This is a genomic window from Arthrobacter sp. FX8, assembly GCF_026723805.1.
Taxonomy (GTDB): domain Bacteria; phylum Actinomycetota; class Actinomycetes; order Actinomycetales; family Micrococcaceae; genus Arthrobacter.
Map to the genome: position 1 here is coordinate 3,688,922 of NZ_CP113505.1, position 23,804 is coordinate 3,712,725.

At 63.9% G+C, this 23,804-nt stretch carries 19 protein-coding genes; 5 read left to right on the plus strand and 14 right to left on the minus strand.

Annotated features, from left to right (window positions below; all coding sequences use genetic code 11):
* Positions 1 to 13: 13 nt before the first annotated feature.
* The 7 genes from OUO20_RS17255 to OUO20_RS17285 form a co-directional block, all read right to left on the minus strand.
* On the minus strand, positions 14 to 2,002 hold the full coding sequence (locus tag OUO20_RS17255; RefSeq protein ID WP_018769857.1) for a penicillin-binding transpeptidase domain-containing protein: 1,989 nt from the start codon (positions 2,000 to 2,002) through the stop codon (positions 14 to 16).
* A gap of 66 nt (positions 2,003 to 2,068) precedes the next feature.
* Positions 2,069 to 3,511 carry a phytoene desaturase family protein gene (locus OUO20_RS17260; RefSeq protein ID WP_018769858.1) on the minus strand — a complete coding sequence of 481 codons (1,443 nt, stop codon included), beginning with the start codon at positions 3,509 to 3,511 and terminating at the stop codon, positions 2,069 to 2,071.
* Positions 3,504 to 4,958 carry a glycosyltransferase family 87 protein gene (locus OUO20_RS17265; protein WP_166673093.1) on the minus strand — a complete coding sequence of 485 codons (1,455 nt, stop codon included), beginning with the start codon at positions 4,956 to 4,958 and terminating at the stop codon, positions 3,504 to 3,506. Before OUO20_RS17265 ends, OUO20_RS17260 begins: the two co-directional genes overlap by 8 nt.
* Before the next feature lie 50 nt (positions 4,959 to 5,008).
* A complete protein-coding gene (locus OUO20_RS17270) occupies positions 5,009 to 5,140 on the minus strand; it encodes a hypothetical protein (protein ID WP_261377430.1) in 132 nt (43 codons plus the stop codon).
* Positions 5,141 to 5,502: 362 nt separating this feature from the next.
* Positions 5,503 to 5,637 carry a hypothetical protein gene (locus OUO20_RS17275; protein WP_018769862.1) on the minus strand — a complete coding sequence of 45 codons (135 nt, stop codon included), beginning with the start codon at positions 5,635 to 5,637 and terminating at the stop codon, positions 5,503 to 5,505.
* A gap of 155 nt (positions 5,638 to 5,792) precedes the next feature.
* On the minus strand, positions 5,793 to 6,377 hold the full coding sequence (locus OUO20_RS17280; protein ID WP_018769863.1) for a histidine phosphatase family protein: 585 nt from the start codon (positions 6,375 to 6,377) through the stop codon (positions 5,793 to 5,795).
* Positions 6,374 to 7,882: a CCA tRNA nucleotidyltransferase gene (locus tag OUO20_RS17285; RefSeq protein ID WP_056392343.1), complete on the minus strand. Its 1,509-nt coding sequence runs from the start codon at positions 7,880 to 7,882 to the stop codon at positions 6,374 to 6,376. The genes OUO20_RS17280 and OUO20_RS17285 overlap by 4 nt, the downstream gene beginning before the upstream one ends.
* Positions 7,883 to 8,089: 207 nt before the next feature.
* Between OUO20_RS17285 and OUO20_RS17290 the strand changes: the two genes are divergently transcribed.
* From OUO20_RS17290 to trxA, 5 genes are all read left to right on the plus strand, one after another.
* Positions 8,090 to 8,590, plus strand: coding sequence for an NUDIX hydrolase (locus OUO20_RS17290; protein ID WP_018769865.1), 501 nt, complete (start codon positions 8,090 to 8,092; stop codon positions 8,588 to 8,590).
* A 60-nt stretch (positions 8,591 to 8,650) separates the two neighbouring features.
* A complete protein-coding gene (murJ, locus tag OUO20_RS17295; protein ID WP_018769866.1) occupies positions 8,651 to 10,792 on the plus strand; it encodes a murein biosynthesis integral membrane protein MurJ in 2,142 nt (713 codons plus the stop codon).
* Between the two features lie 162 nt (positions 10,793 to 10,954).
* Positions 10,955 to 12,589 (plus strand): ABC transporter substrate-binding protein, encoded by a 1,635-nt coding sequence (locus OUO20_RS17300; RefSeq protein ID WP_268002245.1) that lies wholly within the window; start codon positions 10,955 to 10,957, stop codon positions 12,587 to 12,589.
* A 223-nt stretch (positions 12,590 to 12,812) separates the two neighbouring features.
* Positions 12,813 to 13,769, plus strand: a complete 957-nt coding sequence (gene trxB / locus OUO20_RS17305; protein ID WP_018769868.1) for a thioredoxin-disulfide reductase — start codon at positions 12,813 to 12,815, stop codon at positions 13,767 to 13,769.
* A gap of 37 nt (positions 13,770 to 13,806) precedes the next feature.
* Positions 13,807 to 14,133, plus strand: coding sequence for a thioredoxin (gene trxA, locus OUO20_RS17310; RefSeq protein ID WP_018769869.1), 327 nt, complete (start codon positions 13,807 to 13,809; stop codon positions 14,131 to 14,133).
* A gap of 4,086 nt (positions 14,134 to 18,219) precedes the next feature.
* Here trxA and OUO20_RS17315 read toward each other — a convergent pair.
* From OUO20_RS17315 to rnpA, 7 genes are all read right to left on the minus strand, one after another.
* Complete coding sequence (locus OUO20_RS17315; protein WP_056392336.1) at positions 18,220 to 19,524, minus strand: ParB/RepB/Spo0J family partition protein; 1,305 nt, start codon at positions 19,522 to 19,524, stop codon at positions 18,220 to 18,222.
* 66 nt (positions 19,525 to 19,590) lie between these two features.
* Entirely contained in the window at positions 19,591 to 20,673 is a 1,083-nt protein-coding gene (locus OUO20_RS17320; protein ID WP_326498047.1) for a ParA family protein, read from the minus strand.
* An 89-nt stretch (positions 20,674 to 20,762) separates the two neighbouring features.
* Positions 20,763 to 21,413, minus strand: coding sequence for a 16S rRNA (guanine(527)-N(7))-methyltransferase RsmG (rsmG, locus tag OUO20_RS17325; RefSeq protein WP_056392334.1), 651 nt, complete (start codon positions 21,411 to 21,413; stop codon positions 20,763 to 20,765).
* A gap of 20 nt (positions 21,414 to 21,433) precedes the next feature.
* Positions 21,434 to 21,997, minus strand: a complete 564-nt coding sequence (locus OUO20_RS17330; protein ID WP_134164852.1) for a Jag family protein — start codon at positions 21,995 to 21,997, stop codon at positions 21,434 to 21,436.
* Positions 21,997 to 22,968, minus strand: a complete 972-nt coding sequence (yidC, locus tag OUO20_RS17335; protein ID WP_018769874.1) for a membrane protein insertase YidC — start codon at positions 22,966 to 22,968, stop codon at positions 21,997 to 21,999. The genes OUO20_RS17330 and yidC overlap by 1 nt, the downstream gene beginning before the upstream one ends.
* A 15-nt stretch (positions 22,969 to 22,983) precedes the next feature.
* Positions 22,984 to 23,376, minus strand: coding sequence for a membrane protein insertion efficiency factor YidD (gene yidD, locus OUO20_RS17340; protein WP_018769875.1), 393 nt, complete (start codon positions 23,374 to 23,376; stop codon positions 22,984 to 22,986).
* Entirely contained in the window at positions 23,369 to 23,779 is a 411-nt protein-coding gene (rnpA, locus tag OUO20_RS17345) for a ribonuclease P protein component (RefSeq protein WP_081620205.1), read from the minus strand. The genes yidD and rnpA overlap by 8 nt, the downstream gene beginning before the upstream one ends.
* Between the last annotated feature and the right edge of the window lie 25 nt (positions 23,780 to 23,804).

Below are 23,804 nucleotides of genomic sequence, written 5' to 3' on the forward strand. Positions count from 1 at the left end.
TGGCGGGGGCTCCCTAGCCGGCGGCGGTGAGGAACTGCTTCAGCAGCGGGCCGGAGGTGGTGGCGCCCAGGCCGCCGTCCTCCACGAAGACGGCTACGGCCAGGTCCCCGTGGACGGCCACGATCCAGGCGTGCGTCTTTGGCGGAGTCTCGGTGCCGAATTCGGCGGTTCCGGTCTTCGCCCCTACCGGTGCCCCGGGGACGCTGGACAGGAACCCTGCGTGGCCGGACGTGACGACGGCGCGCATCATGTCTGCCAGCGACGCCGCCTCCGCAGCCGTGATCGGCTTGTCCGAGGCGGTGGAGGGTGCCTCGGCAGCGGCGGTTGCGGACCGGTCGGCCGCGGGGGCAGTGGAACCTGCCGTTGTTCCGGCAGCGGGCGCACCGGCGTCGGGGTTGAGGACCAGCTGCGCGGCGACGGGGGCGCCCTTGGCCACGGAGCCGGCCATGATTGCTGCGGCCAACGGGGAGAGCAATACTTTGCCCTGGCCAATCATGGACGCTGCGTGTTCGGTGCCCTGCGCCTGCCCTGGAACAGAGCCCAGGAAGGCTTCGGCGCCAAGTTTCGGCGCCTCCACCGCCACTCCCATGGACGTGGCAGCGGCTTCAAGCTGGCCCTGCGACACAGAGTCACGCTGGGAGATGAAGGCAGTGTTGCAGGAGTGGGCAAAGGCGTCCCGCAGGGTCACCGCGCCCAAAGAGGTCTCGGGGTAGCCTTCCGAGTTTTTGAAGGTCCGCCCGTCCACCGTGAGCGTGGGGGTGCACTGGATGGTGGAGTCGGGCGTCATCCCGTTCCGGAACATGGCCAGGGAATCCACCATCTTGAAGATCGATCCCGGGGCGTACTGTCCCAGCATTGCCGTGTTGTAGCCGTTGCTGCCCGGCCCGGAAGCCGCTGCCAGCACGGCTCCGGTGGAGGGTCGGAGGGCCACGATGGCTGACGCCGGCCCCACCGGCTCCAGGATGCCCTCAGCCAGCGTCTGCAGCCGCGGATCGAGGGTGGTCTTCAGCGGCGTCCCGGGCTTGGGCTCCACCTGGAAGAGGACGCGGCGGGGGTCGGTGCCGGCGGATTGGATCTGTTCGCGCGTGAGGTCGGCCCGTTGCGCGCGGATGACAACGGCGTCCGATCCGCGGAGCTGTTCGTCATACTGCTGCTGGAGCCCTCCGATGCCCGTGACGTCCCCGGGGGCCAGGGCGCCATCGGACGCCTCGATTTGTTCCGCCGTCGCTTCCCCTACCGACCCGAGCACGGCCCGGGCAAACGTCCTGCTCGGGGCCAGGGGGATGGATGCCGGGATGCCGCGGGCGCCGGGAATGGCCTGGATCTGTGCATCGGTGATGGTACGGCCCTCTTCGCGGAGGGTGATGGCGGAAACAAAGGCCTGGGCACCTGCTGCCTTGACCTGCTGCACGTAGGCGGCAGGGTCCACTCCCACCAGGGCAGCCAGTTTGCCGGCGGAATCGGCGGGGTCTGCGCTGCCCAACTGGGGCTTGTCGATGCCCACATTCACCACGGGGCGGTAGGTCACCAGCGGGACGTCTCCGGCGCCCAGGATGTCTGCGCGCTGGGGGGTCTGGGATCCTTTGGTCACGATTTCGCTGTCCCCGAGGCCCGGTGCCAGGATGGCCGGATCCCAGACGGTGAGCCATTTATCGCCGGACTTCCTGAAGTTCGCTGCGATGGTGTACTTCCATTCCGCGTCGCCGAACTTCCAGGTGTAGTTCAGGGGTGCGGAGGCCTTGTCCCCGTCCAGCGTGAGTCCGCCTGCCTGGACCTCGGGCTTTTGCGGGTCCAGGGCCGCGAAGACCTGGTGCAGCTGGTCGTTCGCTGCGGCGGCGTCCTTGCCGTCGAAAGCCACGGACCCTACATCGAGCGCCGAGACTGCGCCGGCCAGCTGCCGTGCCGCGGCTTCGGCGCCGGACTTTCCGTCATCGCAGGCCACCAGCGAGGTTCCGATAATGAGCGCAGTTATGGCAAGCGAAAGTTTTGTTGTTTTCCCCATCGCGCCATTATCCCCCGGGCCGGCTGACATCAGCGCCACGCGTGTTCAGTCCCGGGTCATGGAGCGTTATGAGAGCCCCAGGTCCGGCACCGGCAGTTTGAAGACGTCCTTCAGGGCGGACGTTGCGGCATGCAGCCCGGGCATGCCCGTCACCCCGGGACCCGGCGGTGTCGACGACGAACACAGGTAGACGCCCAGCAGCGGCGTCCGCCACGGGATGGGGGACACCACCGGCTTCTGGACCAGACCCCGGACGTCCATAATGCCGGCGCTGAAATCGCCCCCAATGTAGTTCCGGTTGTATTCAGCCAACTCCGCTGCGGTGATGACGTGTGATTCCACCACAAGATCGCGGAATCCCGGGGCGAACCGTTCCAGCTGCGCGGCAACCTGGCTGGTCATGTCCTTCGTCGAGCCGGAGGGAACATGGCAGTACGTCCACAGTGTGTGCCGGCCTGCAGGGGCGCGGCCTGCGTCGAAGCGGGACGGCTGGGCCACGAGCACATATGGCCGTTCAGGATGGCGTCCGGCACTGACTTCGTTTTCCGAGCGTGCCAGCTCGGCCCGCGTGCCGCCCACGTGCACGGTGCCGGCGTCGGAAAGTCCGCTGGCCTGCCACGGCACCGGCCCGGACAGGATGAAGTCCACCTTGCACGAGCCATTGCCGTAACGGAAGCGTTCCAGGGCCCGCCGGTAATGTCCGGGAAGTGATTCCCCTGCCATGTCCAGCAACCCCCGGGGTGCCACGTCCAGCAGCGTGGCGCGGGTGGCAGGAAGCTGTTCCAACCGGTCAATCGGGGTTCCGGTGTGGATGACTCCTCCGTGGGCGCGGATGTCGTCCGCGAGGGCTGCCGCGATGGATGCGGAACCGCCGCGGGGGATGGGCCATCCCACGGCGTGTCCCAGGGCACCAAGCATCAGCCCGGCTCCGGAGGCGGCGAGGGAGGGCAGGTGGGAGATGGCATGGGCGGCCACACCGCTGAGGAGGGCCGGCGCCAGTTCCTCCCGGAACCGAAGGTTCCACAGCCCGGTCCCTTGTTCCAGGGTCCGCAGGCCGTAGACGCCGGCCACCAGGGGGTTCCGGGGGATCCGGAGGAGTTGGTTTTGGGTGAAGTCCATGACGTCGTCAATGTGGCGGACCAGTGGCTCCATGAGCCGGCGGTACGCGGGTCCGTCCCGGCCCAGTCCTTCAACGGTCCTGTCCATCGATTGATAGGCCAGGGCTGCCCGGCCACCTTCCAGCGGGGAACCGAAGGACACGTCCGGGGTGATGAGGTCCACCCTTCGGGGCAACTCGAAAGCGCGGAAGAAAGGGGACGCCACAGCCATTGGGTGCACGGCGGAGCAGACATCATGGAAGTGCCCGGGCTGCATCAACTCCGTGGTCCGGGTTCCGCCGCCAATCGTCGCTGCGGCCTCGAAGACCTCCACTGACAGGCCGGCCCGCGCCATCACCGCGGCCGCGGAGAGTCCGTTGGGGCCGGACCCTACTACTGCCACATCAGGCACGGGACCCCGCCTTCGCCGCGCGGAATGAAGCCGGCAGCTTGAGCCGGATCCGGTCCGGCGCGTTGGAGAAGGGGCCGCCGTGGGGGTCGTCCAGGTGGTGGCGGCGGATGGGATCATAGGCGGGATCGTAAATATCCCAGACGACGCGTGCCATGAGATAGGCCACCGCGGCCATATGCGCGGCCACCGCCAGGACGTAGTAGGGCATGTCCAGGTTGTGCTGGGAGGAACCTGCGCTGGTCACCTGTCCAAGGTACATCCATATCGCAGCCCAATGCAGGGCTTCGATGCCCTGCCAGACCAGGAAGTCGCGCCACCGCGGCCGGGCCAGGGCCAGCAGCGGAATGAGCCACACCACGTATTGGGGCGAATACACCTTGCTGGTAAGGATGAAGGCCGCCACGATCAGGAAGGCGAGCTGCGCCATGCGGGGACGGCGGGGGGCCGTCAACGCAACAGCGGCAATGCCTGCACAGGCCACGGCAAAGAACCCGGTGGAAAACATGCTGACGGCACCGGCGCCAAGCCCGGACCAGCCCAGCCTGTCCGCCACCAGGTTGTAGGCAAACCAGGCTGAGCTGTACCCGGCGCCCCGCTCAGCGCTGTACTGGAAGAAGAAGGCCCACCCGGAAGGGTTGGCAGCCGCGAACGGCAGGTTCACTGCCAGCCAGGTGGCGGCCGCGCTGCCGCCGGCCACCAGCAGCGGGCGCCATCTTCCCGTGCGTACTGCAAGCAGCAGGATGGCGCCCAGCACCAGCAGCGGATACAGCTTGGTGGCCGTGGCGAGGCCAATCATGACCCCGGCGGGCACAAGCCGTTGCCGGGCAAAGAAGTACATCCCCAGGGCAAGCAGGCATGCGGCCCAAAGGTCCCAGTTGATGGTTCCGGCCAGCACGATCCCCGGGGCCACCGCCACCATGGCCGCATCCCACGGACGGCGGCCGGGCATGCGTGCTGTCACCAGCACGGTGGCCATGGCCACCGCCGCCAGCAGCACCGCGTTGATGTCAAAGTAGGCCAGGGCGCGGGCACCGGCCTCTCCGCCGGGTACCAGCCAGGCCGTCACACCCGCGATCAGCCCAAGGAGCACCGGGTATTCGAACTGGCTGCCGCTGCCCAGGATGGGAAAGATTCCCGCGGCCATGCCGCGGTTGCGGAACAATTCGGGGAAATCCGAGTAACACGTGGCATAGAACTGCGTGGGCGTCTCCCAGCCGTTGGCCCTGCAATAGCCCTTCAGCAGGACCCCCACCAGGGCTGCCAGGGCCGTGAGGACAATGAGCACCCGTTCCACCGAGTAGATACCGGGGGAGACCACGCCGGGATCTGTCCTGGATCCCAGCGGGCCGCCGATCACCTCGGTGAAATTCCGCAGCAGGGCATCGCTGCGGCTGGGCACTACGATTCGGGGCCGTCGTCCGCTGTCCGGCGACTGGGTCTCGTGCATGGCTTCGAGCTTACAGCCGGCCCCCTGCCGGGGGTTTGGGGGCCGGCCCTTCAGCGCAGGCCACCTATTTGCTGGTGCATGAGCACGAAAACGTCGTTCCGGTGCTGCTCCAGCAGGGCGCTGTTAAAGGAACTGCGGCGCTGCAGGGGCCGGGACAGGAGTCCCATGATTTTTTGCATCAAGGGAGCCACCTCCTTTCTTCGGTTATAAGGCACAAAAGTGCATGGCGAATTAGCACCCCTTTTCAGTGCGCAAAAGCGCGGAAATTTGGGCGCAAGGAATTCACCGAGGGAATTAGTGGAATTGCGCAGGAGCGCAGTGGCAGCGCGGACTACCGGGAGCCGGGAGTGAACCGCAATGCCGGTGGGAGAGTTGTGGCAAATGCGGGACTATGCGGCTGCGAAGGGGAGGCCTGGGCAGCAGCAGTTCCCGGAAGTCAGCGGAGAAGCACGGTGGTCCGGCCTGGACGGCCCGTCTTGGACATGGAGTCCCGCCTGGGCCTTGACGGTACTGGCACCGTGGCCCGCGGCCAGGTGGCCGGCGCCTAGCGGCGTCGCAGCAGGCCCGGGAGGTCCGCCGGCCGGCGGTAACCCGAGTTGACCGAAGCCACGCGCACAGGATCAGCAAAGGCCGGGAACGCATTGATGGAGGCATTCCATTCGCCAGTCAAAGTCATCATTATCCCAACCTCCTTTTCTACTGTCCGCTGCGTGGATTGCAATGCGGTCTTTGACCCCGGCAGATTGCCGTGGGGTCAGGAATAAAGGTACCCCAGGAATTCGCGGAAGACCAGCAATTTCCGGAGAAAAGAAGAAAACTTTTGAATAGGGGTATTTAGAGGCCCCAGCGGACAATGGCGGGGGTCTTCTTATCCCATCCAAGCGTGCAGACCTTCGCCGTGCCCAGGATGAAATGCCGGCCTTCCGTGGGCGGCAATTCCAGCCAGCGCGCGGTGAGGATCCGGGAGAAGTGCCCGTGCGCCACGATCAGCACATTGTCCATCCCGGATTCCAGGATCCGGCCGATGATTTTGTCCGCCCTGGCGGCAACCTCGTCGAGTGTCTCCCCGTTGGGCACGCCGTGGGTCCAGATCAGGTAGTCGGGGTTGTCCTTGCGGATCAGGTCCGAACTGATGCCCTCGTAGTCGCCATAGTTCCATTCGACCGCGAGCGGTTCATGCCGGGCATCGGGGAAGCCGGCGAGTTCGGCTGTCCGCCGTGCCCGCCGCAGCGGGGACGTGAGCACCAGGTCGAAGTCGACGCCGTCCAGCACCTTGCGGGCCTCCACGGCCTGCTGCTCGCCTTCCACCGTGAGGGGGAGGTCGGTGAGGCCGGTGTACTGCCCGCTCTTTGACCATTCGGTTTCGCCGTGGCGGAGGATCCAGAGCTGGGGGCGCGGGGCAAAGGCGGGGTTGGTCACTTGGACTCCTCAACGGGTGAAGGTTCGACGGCGGCGGAAGAGACTCCAGGGCCGGGTCCGGCAGGTGCTGATTCAGGCTGTTCGGCCCACCACCGGAGCAGGCGCGCCTCAGCTTCCGCGGTGGGCAGTGGTCCGTGTTCCATCCGTTCATTCAGGAGGAACTTGTAGGCGCGGCCCACCACAGGCCCCGGTTTGAGTCCCAGCACGGCCATGATCCTGGCCCCGTCCAGGTCCGGGCGAACTGCGTCCAGGGACTCCTGTTCCCGGAGTGCGGCGATGCGGGCTTCGAGGTCGTCGTAGGCGAAGGCCAGGCGCTCGGCCTTGCGCTGGTTCCGGGTGGTGACGTCGGAGCGGGTCAGGCGGTGCAGGCGCTCCAGCAGCGGACCAGCATCGGTCACGTACCGGCGGACGGCCGAGTCGCTCCAGCCGGCGTCGCCGTAGCCGTAGAAGCGCATGTGGAGCTCCACCAGGCGTGCCACGGCCTTGATGGTGTCATTGTCGAACCGCAGCGCCTTCATCCTCTTGGAGGTGAGCTTGGCACCCACCATGTCGTGGTGCCGGAAGCTCACCGCGCCGCCCGGTTCGAAGCGGCGCGTAGCCGGCTTCCCGACGTCGTGCATCAATGCAGCGAAGCGCAGCACGAAGTCCGGTCCGGGCACCGGACCCTCCGCGTCGGTTTCGAGCTCGGCTGCCTGCTCCAGGACCTGGAGCGAGTGCTGGTAGACGTCCTTATGCCGGTGGTGCTCGTCGGATTCGAGGCGGAGAGCGGAAACCTCGGGCAGTACATGCTCGGCCAGCCCGGTTTCCACCAGGAGGTCGATGCCCGTCCGTGGCCGGGCACCGCAAATCAGCTTGACCAGTTCGTCCCGCACGCGCTCCGCGGAAATGATCTTGATCCGGTCGGCCATGCCTGTCATTGCGTCCCGCACGTCATCGTGGACCGAGACGCCCAGCTGTGCGGCGAACCTGGCGGCCCGCATCATCCGCAGGGGGTCGTCGGAGAAGGACGCTTCCGGCGCGCCGGGGGTGGCCAGCACGGAGGCGTGGAGGTCGCGGACGCCGCCGAAGGGGTCCACCAGCTCCATGGAGGGCAGCTTCAACGCCATGGCGTTAATGGTGAAGTCGCGGCGCAGCAGGTCATCAGTCAGCGAGGAACCGAACGCCACCACGGGCTTGCGCGAATCGGGATCGTACGCCTCGGCCCGGTACGTGGTGATCTCAATCTGGAAGCCGGCCTTGCGCATGCCAATGGTGCCGAAGGCGCGCCCGATTTCCCAGAAGTTGTCCGCCCACTTTTTGATCAGGGCCACGGTCTGGTCCGGCGTGGCGTCGGTGGTGAAGTCAAGGTCGGGGGAGGTCCGCCCAAGGAACAGGTCACGCACCGGACCGCCCACCAGGGACAGCTCGTGGCCGGCGTCCACGAAGCGCCGGCCGAGCTCCAGGACCACCGGGTCCACCTTGAAGTCGACAGTGTGGGAATCAATCTTGTGATGTGCGTGCGACATAGTTCCTTAAGCTTGGCAGAAACCAGCGCCGCGGCAGTCCAAAAAGCGTCACGATCAAGGCCAATTGACCTTCGCCGCCGGAAAGTGCGTCATATCCTGTCCATGTTGGTGTCATGTTCCGGTCATCACGGAAGGGCAACAGTCGTTAGAGTGGACTCCATGGCCCATCCAGTACCGAGCGCTCCAGGCAGGAGGACGAACGCACCATTGCCGTCGGCAATCGGGGCGCACGTTGCCCCTGCCCAGCAATCGGCACCGGCGTCGCTGCCTACGGTCGAGGAAGTCTCGGCCGGCGGTGTCGTGGTGGATACGTCCGACGCCGGGTTGAGGGTTGCGATCATCGCCCGCCTTAATAGGGGTGGCCGCCTCGAGTGGTGCCTGCCCAAGGGCCATCCGGAGGGCAAGGAAAACAACGAAGAGGCCGCGGTCCGTGAGATTGCCGAGGAAACCGGCATCGAGGGCACCATCCTGGCGCCGCTTGGCAGCATCGACTACTGGTTCACCGTCAGCGGCCACCGGGTCCACAAGACCGTGCACCACTACCTCCTGCGGGCCACCGGCGGCGAACTCACCATCGAGAACGATCCCGACCAGGAAGCCGTGGACGTGGCGTGGGTCCCCATCCAGGAACTAGCCCGGAAGCTGTCATTCCCCAACGAACGCCGCATCGCCGACCTCGCCCGTGACGTCCTGCCCGGACACCTCTAAGCCCGGACGCCGCCGTCGCCATTGCGGTGTTAAGTGCCGGTGGGTGAGACGATGAAGTCGATGTCAGCTACCAACTTTCCTTCCGACCGGTCCGGCCGGCCCGATGACGCGGCACCCGACGGCGTGCCCCCGGAGCCGGCCGCTCCGGACCTGGCCCAGCCCGTGGCCGCTGGCCCCAGCGAAACCCGTTCCAGCGCCATCATGGCCGCCGGAACGCTGGTTTCGCGCTTCCTGGGCTTCGGCAAGACCTGGATGCTCGGTACCGCCCTGGGCCTGGGCTCAACGGTCAATGACACGTTCATCAACGCCAACAACCTGCCCAACCTGATCTTCCTCCTGGTGGCCGGCGGCGTGTTCAACGCGGTCCTGGTCCCACAGATCATCAAGGCCAGCAAGGCTCCGGACAGGGGAGCGGACTACATCAGCCGGCTGCTGACGCTGGCTGTCCTGCTCCTGTTCGGCCTGACGGCCCTGGTCACCCTGGCAGCTCCCGGCGTGATCGAACTGACCACCCAGGGCTATTCACCCCAGCAAAAGGCCCTGGCGGTCACCTTCGCGTTCTGGTGCCTGCCGCAGATCTTCTTCTACGGCCTTTACGCCCTGCTCACCCAGGTCCTGAACGCCAACGGCGCCTTTGGCCCTGCCATGTGGGCGCCCATCATGAACAACCTGGTGGCCATCGCCGGCCTGGGCATGTTCATCTGGATTTTCGGCAGCAACGAGGTCAACCCGCACAACCTGGACAACTGGGGATCAACGCAAACGCTCCTGGTGGCAGGATTCTCCACCATCGGCGTGCTGTCCCAGACAGCCATCCTGCTGGTCCCGGTCTTCCGGCTGAAGCTCGGCCTCCGGCCACGGTTCGGCTGGCGCGGCGTGGGGCTGGGCCACGCAGCCAGGCTGAGCGTATGGACGCTCCTGACGGCCGCCGTCGGGCAGCTCGCCTTCCTGTACGTCATGCGCATCGCCACCATTCCCGGCGCCGAACGCATCCGCCTGCAGCAGGCGGGGGACCCGTCGGCATACACCCTGCCCGGCAACGCGGTCCTTGAAGTGGCCAGCCAGCTGTACCTGCTGCCGCACTCGATCATTGCCCTGTCGCTGGCCACCGTGCTCTTCAACCGGATGACGCGGGCATCGCAGGACGGCAACCGGGCTGAACTGCGCGACGCCCTCTCCCACGGCCTGCGGACCATGGCCGTGGCCACTGTGTTCGGGGCGCTGGCACTGTTTGCCCTGGCCGGTCCGCTGGGCATGTTCTTCTCCGGCGGACTGCGGCAGGACGGCGTCATGCTGGCCCAGACGCTCACCATCCTGGCCCTCAGCACTCCGTTCATGAGTGCCAACTTCATGATGTCCCGCGTGTTCTACGCCAACGAGGACGCCCGCACGCCGTTCTATGTCCAGCTGCTGCTCGCCGTGGTGTACGTGGCGGGGGCGTTTGCCATCCAGTTCCTGCCGGTGGGCCAGATCATCTACGCCATTGCCGTCCTCTACATGGTGGGCAACATCCTCTCGGTGGTCATCAGCGCGTTCTTCCTGCGGCGCATGCTGGGCCACCTCGACGGCCCACGGATCGCCAACTCCTACATCCGCATGGGGTACGCGGCCCTCGGTTCGGCAATCGCCGGTGCGGGCGCCCTGTGGCTCATGGGCAGCTACAATCCGGACGGTTTCGCATGGCAGAACCGGATCACTGCCCTGGTCACCGTCATTGTGGTGGGACCCGTCATGCTGGTGGTGTACTTCGTCCTTCTCAAGCTGTTCCGGGTCTCAGAGCTCACCGACATGCTCCGGCCCCTGCTGGGCAGGTTTGGCCGCGGCAGCCAGGCCCCTGCTCCGGATGCCGGGGACGCGCCGTCGTCCCCTCCCGCTGAAGCTGTGGACGGGGAGCGCGGTCACCGCCCGGAGCGGGCCACCACGTCCGTTGATACCGGCCTTATCCCCCGTATCTCCGGTGAATTCGACGCCGTCTCCTTCCGTGCCGGCCCGGACCCGCAGCGTGGGACGCACCGTCCGCAGATGTACGACAGCGGCACGGCCCAGGGTGCCGAGGACGCCTACCTGCCGGGGGAGGACCAGCCCGGCACCGCCCGCGGCGGCCTGCTCAGGGAACAGATCCCGCTTCCCGGCCGCCGCACCTACCAGGGGAAGCCCGGCGAGAACCCGTATTTCAAGACCAGGCGCAAGCGGAAAAAGTAAATTCCGTCCGGTCTGGCGCACGTCTTCTCCGCAGCCGTTTGGGGCGGATCGGCTAGGATCGAACAGGTACAGGGGTAGTTGCATTACGGGTTTGCCGTGCGCGGCACCCGAACGGCGGTTGCGTCATCAGACCGGCAATCCCGGACAGTCTAGGAGGAACACGTGTCCAACCCGATCGACGTCGGATCAGTACTGGGCGGCCGCTACAAGGTCACCGCCACAGTGTTGGCCTCGCACGACCACGATCTGGTGCTGGACGGTGTGGACCAGGTCCTCAACCGCCCGGTCAGCATCCTGGTTGCCGGCCCGGAGAACACCGAACAGGTTGCGCAGAGCGCCCGCGAAGTCGCCACCGGCGAACGTCCCGGCACCGTTCAGGTCCTGGACCTTGGCGTCACCGAGGACGCCACCTACCTCATCACCAACCACACATCCGCCGCCGACCTGCTGGACTTGGTGGTTGCGCCCAATCCGCCGTACGTGGAGCCATTCTTCACGGACACGCTGGGCAGTGAAATCTTCGGCCAGCCGCGGTCGCACGAGCCGGAGCCGTACGACGAGGAAGACCACGTCGACGCCGGATACATCAACTACGCCGATTCGCACCCCAGCCAGGTTGATCCATACCGTTCAGCGCCGGCCGTACCGCCCAGGCCGTCCGTTCGTCCCGCTGCCCAGCAGCCCGCCGCACCAGTGCGCGCTGCCGGGGCCGCTCCGGGCGCTGGTGCCGCTGCAGCGGCCGGTGGGGCTGCAGGTGCTGCTTCGAACAAGGGAAACGGGTCCTCCCGGATGGATCCGGATGCCACTGCAGCGCAGCCGGTGGCAACCAATGCCCAGTCCCCGTCCGGACGCGCCAGCGCTGCGGAGGCGGACACAGGACCCAACGATACCGCTGCCGCAAGCACCCCACGGCAGCAGGTCCAGCCAACCGCTGAGGACCGGACGCCCAAGGTTTCCCTGTGGTCCGACGACGACTATGCGCAGTCAGGGGATCAGGACCACTACGAGGAGACCCACGAATCCCCGCAGGAATCGCATCCAGTCAAGGGGAAGGCAGCCCTCTTTGCACGTGCGGCTGCGCCCGCTGCCGCCGGCGTCGCCTTCGCGGACCGTGCCGAGGATGACGACGACGATCGTGATGAGTCCGAAAACCAGCCCCGATCCATGCGCTGGCTGGTGGGCGGGCTCCTGGCCGTTGTGCTGATCGCCGGCCTGATCTTCGCCGTGACCAACCTGGGCAGCCTCTTTACGCCGGGGCCTCAGGCCAAGCCGACAGCTGGCCCCGCAACCACCAACTCCCAGGCATCAGCGCCTGCCACTCAGGCAGCACCGTCGGCGCCGCCCGCCGTTCCGCCGGCCATCGAGAGCGTCAGCCGGCAGGGGAACTTCGACTTCGCCGCCACCTTCGATGGCGATCTGGTCAAGGCCTACGACGGCAATGCCGCCAGCTACTGGTCCGATATGGAATTCGCCACGGAAAACTGGGGTGGCCTGGCCCCGCAGGGCGTCCCCCTCGTTGTGAAGCTGAAGAGCGCTGCCACTGTCTCCTCCATCACGCTCTCCCAGCTCGGGGGATCGGGGGGCAACATCACGGTCTACACCAATGACCGGCCCACCATGGACGGAGCCAAGGCAGTAGGAACCAACAGCTTCACGTCCACAGACCTGAACATGCCCCTTCCGGAACCGGTGCAGGCACAGTACGTGATTGTCTCCATCAATTCCCTTCCCAAGCTGGCGGCTCCCAAGACCCGCTACGGCTACGGTCTCCGGCTGGCTGAAATCAAGGTCCAGTAGGCGTCTTTCCGCCTGCGGGTGTTACCGGCGCTGTTACTGCTGCCCACCGGCACCCGCAGCGGGAATGTAGTCTGGAAAGAGCGCCCTGCGACGGCTGGTCCTCTGACTTCCCCGATGGTTCACCTTGCCCGGGCGCTGGAATATTCAGCACGCGGACACAGTTGTGCCATGTGGCCGGCCTCCACGGGGAGGCGAGTCGAACAAGGAAGAGGTTCACGGTCCAGTGACCATCGAAGAGAAGACGGCGTCCGGCGTTCGCGACGTCATCATTGTGGGCTCCGGCCCGGCGGGCTACACGGCCGCCGTCTACACAGCCAGGGCGAACCTCAAGCCTCTGCTGCTGGCGGGGTCAGTGACCGCCGGCGGGGAGTTGATGAACACCACCGACGTTGAAAACTACCCCGGCTTTCCGGAAGGGATCATGGGGCCGGACCTCATGGAGAACTTCGAGAAGCAGGCGGCACGCTTTGGTACCGAGATCCAGTTCGAGGATGTAACCACGCTCGAACTTGAGGGCGCCATCAAGACGGTGACCATCGCCACGGGGGAGACCTTCAAGGCGAAGGCGGTCATTCTCTCCACTGGTTCCGCATACAGGGAACTTGGCCTGCCTAACGAGAAGCGCCTGTCCGGGCACGGTGTCAGCTGGTGCGCAACCTGTGACGGTTTCTTTTTCAAGGATCAAGACATCGCCGTAATCGGCGGTGGCGATTCCGCCATGGAGGAGGCCCTGTTCCTCACCAAGTTTGCGAAATCAGTAACGGTTGTTCACCGCCGCGATTCGCTGAAAGCCTCAAAGATCATGGCGGACCGGGCACTGGCACACGACAAGATCAACTTTGTGTGGAACAGCACCGTGGACGATGTCCTGGGAACGGACAAAGTGACGGGTATTCGGTTGAAGAACCTGTTGGACGGATCTTTGTCAGACCTCGCAGTGACAGGTGTCTTCGTCGCTATCGGCAACGATCCCCGTACGGACCTCGTCAAGGATGTCCTCGCGCTGACGCCTGAGGGAACCATCGCCGTGGAGGGTCGAAGCTCCCGTACCAGCCTTCCCGGCGTCTTCGCCGCCGGAGACGTTGTTGACCCTACCTACCGCCAGGCCATCACTGCCTCCGGTTCCGGCTGTGTCGCGGCAATAGACGTCGAGCACTACCTGGCCGACCTGACGGCATAATCTGCCCCCACTGTTATCCGAAGAGAAAGATAAGGTTATGAGCAACGCTAAAGATGTAACTGACGCAAGTTTCGGCTCCGACGTTCTGTCCGCCGAAAAGCCGGTAATCGTGGACTTCTGGGCCGAATGGTGCGGGCCCTGCCGTAAGCTCGGACCTATCCTGGATGAGATTTCCGTGGAGTATGGTGAAAAGGTTGACGTCGTCAAGGTCAACGTAGACGACAACCCTGCCATCGCCGCTGAGTATGGAATCACTTCCATTCCTGCCGTTTACCTTTTCCAGGGTGGCGAAGTGAAGAGCACAGTTATCGGTGCCAAGCCGAAGCAGTTCTTCGAAAAGGAATTCGCAGACGTTCTCTCCTGAGCACCCCTCCCTGCGGTAGGCAGGAAGTGGGATCTGCACAAAATTGGCCATCGCCCCGGGGCGGTGGCCAATTTTTGGTCTGCGCCCATTGAGATGGGACGGGTCAGACAGGGTTTCACGTGAAACATTCGTTCGACAGGGCATGAAACGCCTAGTCTGCACTATCAGGGCCTTTTCGCTGGCGACGTACTTCGTACGGGACTGTGGACCAACCATTCGGGCCGCACGACGGGTTACTGCCTTCAGCTACTAGTAGGTCGCGTTTCACGTGAAACATCCGTCTGGGTGGACTGGGTGCCGAACTTGAGTCATGCCGCCCTGGGGTAAGCAGGACTAGGCGACCGTTACTAGCGTGGCAATGAATTTGTGCGTCCCCCTTCTTGAGAGCGTGCGAGCCGTGTTCGCCTCGCTTGACCACCCGAGAAATGGGGTGGCGGTGTGGAGCTTTAGCTGCCCCAATTCGGTGAGCAGCGATGAATCACGCTTGCCGCGATCCGGTGGGTCATTTCTGGTTCCGACCTCCTATATTCCAGGCAGAGCACAACTATCGAACTATTCCCGAGGCCGCGAAGCTTGTTCGATCGGAGAATTCATTACGTGCAGCCGGAGACCCTGACGTGCGGGGAGGGTGAAGGTGCGGTCCTCCCAGCACTTCCAGGTCGCTTTGGAGCGTCACGAGGGGACGAAATTGCAACCGGGCCGAAACCGGCGCAGTGCGGCCAGGAATTCATCATCTTGACGCGACGTCAAAAAGAACGGTGATAGTTCACTGCTCACAAACTATAGGTACAGCCGATCCTGGCCCGACCACAGAGAGTCGGGCATGATGTGAGGGGCAGTTGTCGGCATGTACGGTATCTGACGTTTAGAGATGCTGGCCCAGCGAGGCCGCTGCATCTGTTGTTGCCCGTGTCCGGGCTACTGTCGGTGCACCCTGGTCCTGCGGTGGGCCGTAGAGGTCTCAGGTACTCCGGAACACTTGGGAATTCTATGGCAGGTCGTTAGCCATATCGTGGCATCAAGGGCTCCGGCGGAGCGCAGAGTGTTTCACGTGAAACATGACAAGCACAAGGGAGTCCGCGGCGTTTCACGTGAAACATCTTAACGCTCGGCCCGCGACTCAGACCGGAGACGGGCAGTAAGGGTAGCCGCGCGACAGTGAAGGAGTAACGGAAACCCTACGGCGCAACGTGGCATGAGTATTGGTACGTTGGACCCCCTTGCTTCGCTTATCCATGCGCTTATCCGGCCTCGGTTACCGAGATGCCGCAATCACTTACTGCACGGTCGCGCAATGATCGACGCGACCGTCCGCCCCCAGCTCGCGGTCGGCAAAGGCAGCAAGGATCGTACTTAGGGCCAAGCGCGTCAATCTCACCTGGTTCGCGACGCATTCACACTGTGTGCGCGTCTCGACACCACGGCCTGGGGGCTCTAGCCGGCGGCACAAACCAATGCAGCAGCAGCTAGACCGCCAGGCTGATGGCCCAGCGTGGACATGTGGATCGGAGCCTCCCGTTCAGCGCCCCACGAAACGATATCCACTGTGAATTGGAGCAGGGGCATGTCCCTGTCCCGGTCGGAAGCTCCACGCATTCGCGCCTGCGGCCGAGCCGCCCTGCGACCCGTCACCCCCACCGTGCGCGCAGAGTTGTACACAAAGTTTTCCACATGCCAATCGCGTCAGTATCCACATACTTATCCACAGCCGATACAGTCTCCGCAGATCTGATCCCCATCACATGGCAGACTTTACTGCCGGCAGATCAGGAGTTGTCCCAGCGGGTATCCGCGTGAAAATGCAGGTCGAACGGTTCCGAGATGGGGAGGTGCGTCCCCAAAGGCTCGCAATCAACCAGCCGGGTGCTATCTCCCGGCGTCCCCGGGGGCTGCAGACGACATTGAGGATTGTTTCACGTGAAACGCATACCCGCGCTCCGAGTCGGATGGCGCGCGCGGCGGGAACGGTCGTCTTGGACCCCCGACTGACCTTTTAGCACCTGGAGTCTTACCCACACCTGCCGCCAGAGTTATCCACACTCTTATCCACAGGGATATCCACCGATGAAATTGGTCACACAAGCCCGTGGCATCCCAGTTCTGCTCCGCCGGCAACTGCGCCAAGGGGAGCCACGGGACCTCCTGCCGGCCAACAGGACAGAGACATGTGCCACCCGCGATGGGGCTTTTGGTTAGTCACCTCTGGAAGCGCAAGAAGCCAGTACCGTGATGACCCTATCCAGCCCCTCTCCTGGTCCTCAAGAGCTTCGAAGCAGACCACCCTTTCGGGCGCGCCTCCCGGTACAGTGGCTGGTGCAAAGTAGCGCGCACACCAGTAGGACATTGCCGGTACCTGGCCACGACTGTGCTCCTTCCATTACGAGGTGACGCATCTGCAATCCGCGAGCCATCAACATCCAGGTGAATCCCAGCCCCGCACTCAGTGATCGGCGCCCACCCATTCAGCGGCGGCGACACGTTCCGGAGAACAGCACCACATATGGCTCAGCTACCAAAAAAGGCGGACTCGTCACGAAGAGACGACCAGTGGCCAGGAGACAGTTATGGCGCCCCAGATAAGGCCGGAGGCCAAGCAGGCATCGAACAGAGGTGTGGGAGCGAGCACGCGAGGCGAAGGCCATAGAGTCCGCTCTACTTTGGTGGGGCCGGCATTACTGCTGGGCTGACGGATGACGCCTTCCAGTCGAGCCTGGTTACCCATAGCAAGCGCACATGTTTCACGTGAAACGCGGAGCGTAGCCATCCCGCACGGCTCCAGCATCATCGGTATCAAGGATCCACGTCGTGGTCCACTGGCTCAGCGGGCAGCCAAACCCCATGGCAGCTGGCTGTTTCAGGGGAAACGATGAGCGTAGCCTTCCCGCACGGCTCCAGCATCATCGGTATCAAGGATCCACGTCGTGGTCCACTGGCTCAGCGGGCAGCCGAACCCCATGGCAGCTGGCTGTTTCACGTGAAACGCCATGCTTGACTGACGCCCGCGAGCAGCCGCGTGACGGCATCAACGCGCAGGTGGACGCAAGCGCATTCCTAGATACGGTGGACCCTGACATAGTGGACTTTCGCCTGGGCCATGATTCCGGGCTATCACCAGGATTGAACAAGTCCCATGGCTATCGTGCATGGCTATAGTGCTATGACAGTCGGCCCAGGTCGTCCACGTCGAGGACGTCTACGAGATTCTCTGCGCACACTTGGTGTCGGGATCGGACGCGCTCCGATATGGCACTGGACATGTTCCCGCAGTTACCGAACCTGACGCCGATATGCCGCTGAAGCGGGAAAGGTCAAGAACCTGGGTCTTCCACGAATGGGGGCGTTCATCGAAACGCCCGGATTCTCGGTTACCAGCCGCGTATGCCGATCATTTCAACTCGGGCGGAAACCCCATGCAGAGCAAAATGCTCCAGCAATGGCACTACATTCACCAAGATCTGGCAAGTCCTCCACGCGAGCGTCCAGCAGAAGGGTGGAGTGTGGCCGAGCGTGCAGTTATCGGACTTTGGCGGCAAGCCACAGATCACCGCAGCATCGCACTAAGCGTCTTTGCGGGGTGATTTGCGGAGCGATTGCACCGCAGAAGGCGGCGGGACTCACCCTTGTTTCACGTGAAACAAGAACGAGGGTAACCAGCCCATGAGTCCTTGACCCACCAGAGACCACACCACAACTGGCCGACGCATAAAGGTCAGGAACACCGTTTTGTTACGCCGGCACCGACGCCCGCGTCTAGCGTGGACCCAGTATGGCGGATCTGCAACTTACCGCTGCGCACGTACATAGATGGAGTTGGGGCTGCTGTCCGGCCTCCCAGCGGCACTAAATCGGCCCCGTGCACGCCACCAATCTGACAGAACAAGTGCAGCCGCACGATGTACGCCGGCAACCCCGCGGAAGCCAGCCAGGAAGAACCAGGAATAGGCAGGGTTCGGCGACTAGCTGGGGGAGGGTTGAACGACATAAGGGCCTGAAAACAGCCTCATCAACCAACCATGGGAACCACGGGCAATGATCACCAAAACAAAAAGGCCCGATTCGCAACGAACCGGGCCTTCTAACTTTGAATCAGTTGGTTGAACCTGGAGCCAAGACATCCATGATCCTGTTCAGGTCTTCGACGCTGGCGAACTCGATACTGACCTTACCCTTCCTGACACCAAGGGAGATTTTAACGTTGGTATCAAGGCGGTCCGACAGCGAGGATGCCAGGTAGTCCAGGCGTTCGTGCCGTGCTCCGGGACGCGGGATATTGTTCTTGGCGGGCTTGGCCGGATCCTGGTAGAGCGTAACCGCTTCTTCAGTAGCGCGGACAGACATTCCCTCTGCGACAATTTTCTGCGCAAGCCGTTCCATGGCTGCAGCATCGGGAAGGGAGAGAAGCGCCCTGGCATGGCCGGCGGACAGCACACCCGCCGCAACTCGCCGCTGAACCAGCGGGGGCAGCTTCAACAGGCGGAGCGTGTTGGATACCTGGGGCCGGGAGCGGCCGATGCGATCCGCCAGCTGCTCGTGGGTGGTGCCGAAGTCTTCGAGGAGCTGCTGGTAGGCCGCCGCTTCTTCGAGGGGGTTCAGCTGGCTGCGGTGCAGGTTTTCAAGCAGCGCATCCCGGAGCAGGTCATCGTCCGTTGTGTCACGGATAATGGCGGGGATGGTTTCTAGGCCCGCTGCCTGTACGGCGCGCCAGCGGCGCTCACCCATGACCAGTTCATAGGGCTCGCTACCGGATTCGGTTGAGGTGCGGACCACAATTGGCTGGAGGACGCCGATTTCGCGCACCGAGTGCACCAGCTCAGCCATGTCATCCTCATCGAAGACATTTCGGGGCTGCTTGCGGTTCGGATGGATGTCTGACACCGGGATTTCCGCAAAGCGGGCACCGGGAACTTCCACCAGCTCAACACCGGATTCCTCCCGGAAGTCTGCACCGGCGGTCTCGGCAGGCACTGGACCGTCTTCGGCAGGGCTGTCCACAACCTCGGGGACCGCCGGGGTTTCAGCGGCGGGGGAGGATTCCGGGGACTCATTGGAGCTGGCCGCGGAAGTCTTCCTGGCAGCCGTCTTTTTCGCCGGAACTTCCGGACTTGAGGAAGCAGACTTCCTGCCGTCGCCGTCTTTGTCCGGCGCCGTCGTGGCAGCCGCTGCGTTGCCTGCCGCGGTGCGCTGGCCGGGAGCCGTGGCTTCCTTGTCCTGCGTTTTCGCGGGGGCTTCGGCTGCGGGTTGTTCTACCGGCTCGGTTTTCTTCCGTCCTTCCGGAAAGAACAGATCCACAGGCCGGGATACCGTCCCACCGTTGCCCGACCCATTGGTTGCGGCGGAACTCGGAATCAGCGCGCCAAGACCGCGGCCTAGGCCCCGTCGCTTCTCGCTCATGGGTAAATCCCTCCAGTGGTAGAGCCCCGGACCAGCCTGGCTCCGTGCGTTGCGGTATTGAAGATTTTAGCGTTCGGCTATTTCAGAGGCGGCTTCCAGGTAGGACAGTGCGCCACTCGAGGACGGATCATACGTCATGACTGTCTGCTGGTAGCTGGGAGCTTCGGAAATCCGCACGGACCGTGGAACCACAGCCGCGAGCACCTGGTCCGGGAAATGCTGGCGTACCTCTGCGGCCACCTGGGCAGCGAGGTTGGTGCGGCCGTCGTACATCGTCAGGAGGATGGTTGAAACAACGAGGTCCGCGTTGAGGTGCTTCTGGATCATCTCGATGTTCTTGAGGAGCTGGCTCAGGCCCTCCAGCGCGTAGTATTCGCACTGGATGGGGATAAGAACCTCGCTGGCGGCGCAAAAGGCGTTGACCGTCAGCAGGCCCAGGCTGGGCGGGCAGTCAATGAACACGTAGTCCAGGCGTTCTTCACCGTTCTTCTCGCGGGTCTTCGCGTAGACATCGATGGCACGCCGCAACCGCTGTTCGCGGGCAACAAGCGAAACCAGTTCAATCTCGGCACCCGCAAGATGGATGGTGGCCGGGGCACAGATGAGCTTTCCAATGTCCGGGCACGGGGCAACCACATCCGCCAGCGGGACGTCATTGATCAGGACGTCATAGATGCTGTCCACGTCGGCATGGTGCTCAATTCCCAGTGCGGTGGAAGCGTTGCCCTGGGGGTCGATATCGATGACCAGGACGTTCAGTCCGGCAGCCGCCAGGGCCGCGGCAATATTCACGGTGGTGGTGGTCTTGCCCACCCCGCCCTTCTGGTTGGAAACCGTGAAGATGCGGGTCTTGTCAGGACGCGGGAGCTGACGTCCCATCAGGCGCTCACGGCGCTTCGTCTCGTGGGCAAGCTCGCGGGCGATGGGACTTGAATCATCGATGGCGTCAATGACGTTCGAACGACCTGAAGTGGTTGTTTCACGTGAAACCGCACTGCCGGCGGACGCGGCACCAACCGTTTTAGGGTGATTACCACCTCTTCCGGGTGCCATTGCTATACCGGCAAGCCCGGACCCAGCGACAGAACGTGCCGACCCCAAGGACACAAACGGCGGGATCCGTTGTGCGGAGGCTTCACTACTGGTCACTGGGGCACACTCACTCTCGTTCAGCCAATTTTGCTGCCGTTGTCTAGCCTAACTGCTCCGACCCGCTGACAGCCGTCAGCGGGCCCGCATTAGGACTTCTTTTGGGGCTTGTTTACAACGATGCGGACCACCGTGGTGGGTTCCTCAAGGAGGTTGTCGCCCACCGTCAGCACGGAAGTCTCAATACCACCCAACTTGCGGATGGTCTTGGCAGCCTTCTCGATCTCCTCGCCGGCGCTGCGGCCCTTGATGGCCACCACTTCACCGTGGCCACCAAGCAGCGGGATGGTCAGGCCGGCGAGGTTGGTCAACGCCGATACCGCACGGGCTGTCACCACGTCAGCCTCCACCTGCCCCACGGCGAGCTCGGCGCGGGTGCGCATCACCGTGACATTGTCCAGGCCTAGGTCATCAACCACTTCCTGGAGCCAGATCACGCGGCGTTCCAGGGGTTCAATGAGCGTGAGCTCAAGGTCGGGGCGCGCAATGGCAAGGCATAGGCCGGGCAGTCCGGCGCCGCTTCCGACGTCGGCAACGTGGCTTCCCTGGGCGATCTCGCTTTCGATGACGGCACAATTGAGCACGTGCCGGCTCCACAGCCGGGGAACCTCGCGCGGCCCGATCAGGCCCCGCTCAGTGCCGGACGTTGCGAGATGCTCCACGTAGCGCTTTGCCAGGTCCAGGCGGTCGCCGAAGATCTTCTCAGCAGCGCGAAGCTCTGCTGCCGTGATGTCAACCATGGTTATGGGGTCAGCATTCTCTAGTCTGCGGAAACAACAATGTGGCGTCCGGCGCCTTCGCCCTCGGACTCGCTGACCAGGCCGAGGTCGGCCACGGCGTCGTGCACGATCTTGCGTTCGTAGGCGCTCATCGGTTCCAGGGCGACGGACTTGCCGGTCTCCTTCACGGAAGCCGCTGCGTCTTCGGCGATCTTCTGCAGATGGCCGGTGCGTTCCTGCCGGTAGCCGTTGATGTCCAGGACAAGCCGGGAGCGGTTTTCCGTGGCGGACAGGACCGCCAGCCGGGTGAGCTCCTGGAGGGCCTCGAGGACCTCGCCGTCCTCGCCGACAAGGCTCTCCAGCCCCTCGGTTTCCTCGTCGACAACGATGGAAATGTACGTCCGGCCGTTGCGGACCTCGATGTCAATGTCGCCGTCGATGTCGGCGATGTCCAGCAGTTCCTCAAGGTAGTCGGCAGCCACGTCCCCCTCTTCCTCGAGGCGGCTGGCGGCGGAGACCTTGGCGGACGAAGCATCCTGGTTCACGGACTCGTCCTGATCTTCAATCTCTTCAGAAAGGGCGTGTTCGGTGCTCTCGGCTGACATTACTTCTTCTTCCTGTTCTTGCGCTGGGGCTGGACGCGCTGTCCCTTGGTCTCAAGTGCGGCGGCCGCGGCGGCGTCGGTTTCTTCATCCCGCTTGCCGGTGAGGACGGAAAGGGCGGGGAGGCCCTTGGCGGCACGGCGTTCGGCGAGGGCCTTGGCTGCGGGGGATCCCGGCGTCGGCATGCGGCGGATGACGAAGAACTGCTGGCCCATGGTCCACAGGTTGGTGGTGGTCCAGTAGATGAGCACACCGATGGGGAAGTTGATGCCGCCCACACCGAAGACGATGGGCAGGATGTAAAGCATCATCTTCTGCTGCCGCATGAACGGGCTGGCCATGGCCTCTTCGGACATGTTCTTGGCCATGATCTGCTTCTGGGTGATGAACTGCGAGGCCGTCATGGCCAGGATCATCACGATGGAAAGGATCCACACAGCAACCTGGTTGCCGCCACCCCCGCCATGCAGCAGGGAGGCAGACAGCGGAGCACCAAAAATGCTCGACGCGTCGAATTCCACAACCTGCTCATGGCTCATGGCACCGATGCCGGCGCCCTGGTCCTTTGCGGCGGAGATACCGGAGAGCACCTGGAACAGTGCAAAGAAGAACGGCATCTGGATCAGCATGGGCAGGCAGGCCGAGAACGGGTTGGTCCCGTGCTTCTTGTACATGGCCATCTGTTCCTGCGCCATGGCCTGGCGGGACAGCTGGTCGGTCTTGCCCTTGTACTTGTCCTGGAGCTTCTTCAGGTCGGGCTGCAGCAGCTGCATGCCGCGCTGGGCCTTGATCTGCTTGACGAATACCGGGATCAGGGCGGCACGGATCACCAGCACGAGTCCGATGATGGACAAAGTCCAGGTCCAGCCGTTCGCAGCAGGCATCCCGATGGCGCTCAAGCCATCGTGGAATCCGATCATGATGATGGAAACCAGCCACTTGAACGGGGCCATGATTGTTCCAAAGAAGTCCATACTTATCCCTATTCGTCAGGCCGCACTGCGGCCTTCTTCATCAGTCCGAGCAACCAGGTACCTGTCCGGATTGTTCAGCACAACAATTGTGGGGGTCTGGCCTGCGGGCCATTCCCTGTGGCCGGCGGGGACGTGGTCCACTCCGCCGGCATTCCATGGATGGCAATGGCCAAGGCGCCGGACCGCGAGCCAGCTCCCCTTGACGGCGCCATGGACAGTGACCGCTTCAAGGGCGTAGGCCGAGCAGGAAGGGAAGAATCGGCAGACCGGCCCGTACAAGGGAGAAACCACCTTGCGGTAGGCCATCAGCAGAAGAATGAGGACGTTGCGGGGCAGGTTCCAGAGGAACTTGCCGACGGCGGCAGGCACGTTGCGGAAACGGGCGACGACGGCGGTGGCGTTAGACACGCGTTGTCCCCTCCTGTGTTGTACCGGCCGAACCTGTCGCGGCAGCCCGTGGAGGGCGGCCAGCCAGCCGGTTCAGCGTGGATTCCAATGCAGCGTTGTAGTCCGACAGCAGCTGGTCCCAACTGGCGGACGCGGACGCCGGAAGCGCCCGCACCACAATAGCCAGTCCTGTACCGTGCTCTCGCAACGAGGCAGCAGCTGCTTCTCTCAGTCTCCTCTTAACGAGGTTCCTGACCACAGCGTTCCCTACACCCTTGGAAACAATGAACCCGATCCGGCTGGGTTCGTCGGCAGCAATGGCTGCCGCATATAACACTACGTTCCGGCGCCCATTGCGGACACCGGAACGTACGGTTGTTGAAAAATCGGTTGAGGTCCTCAAGCGGTTGCGGGCGGCCAGCACCTTAAACTCGCAAAGGGATGTCTAC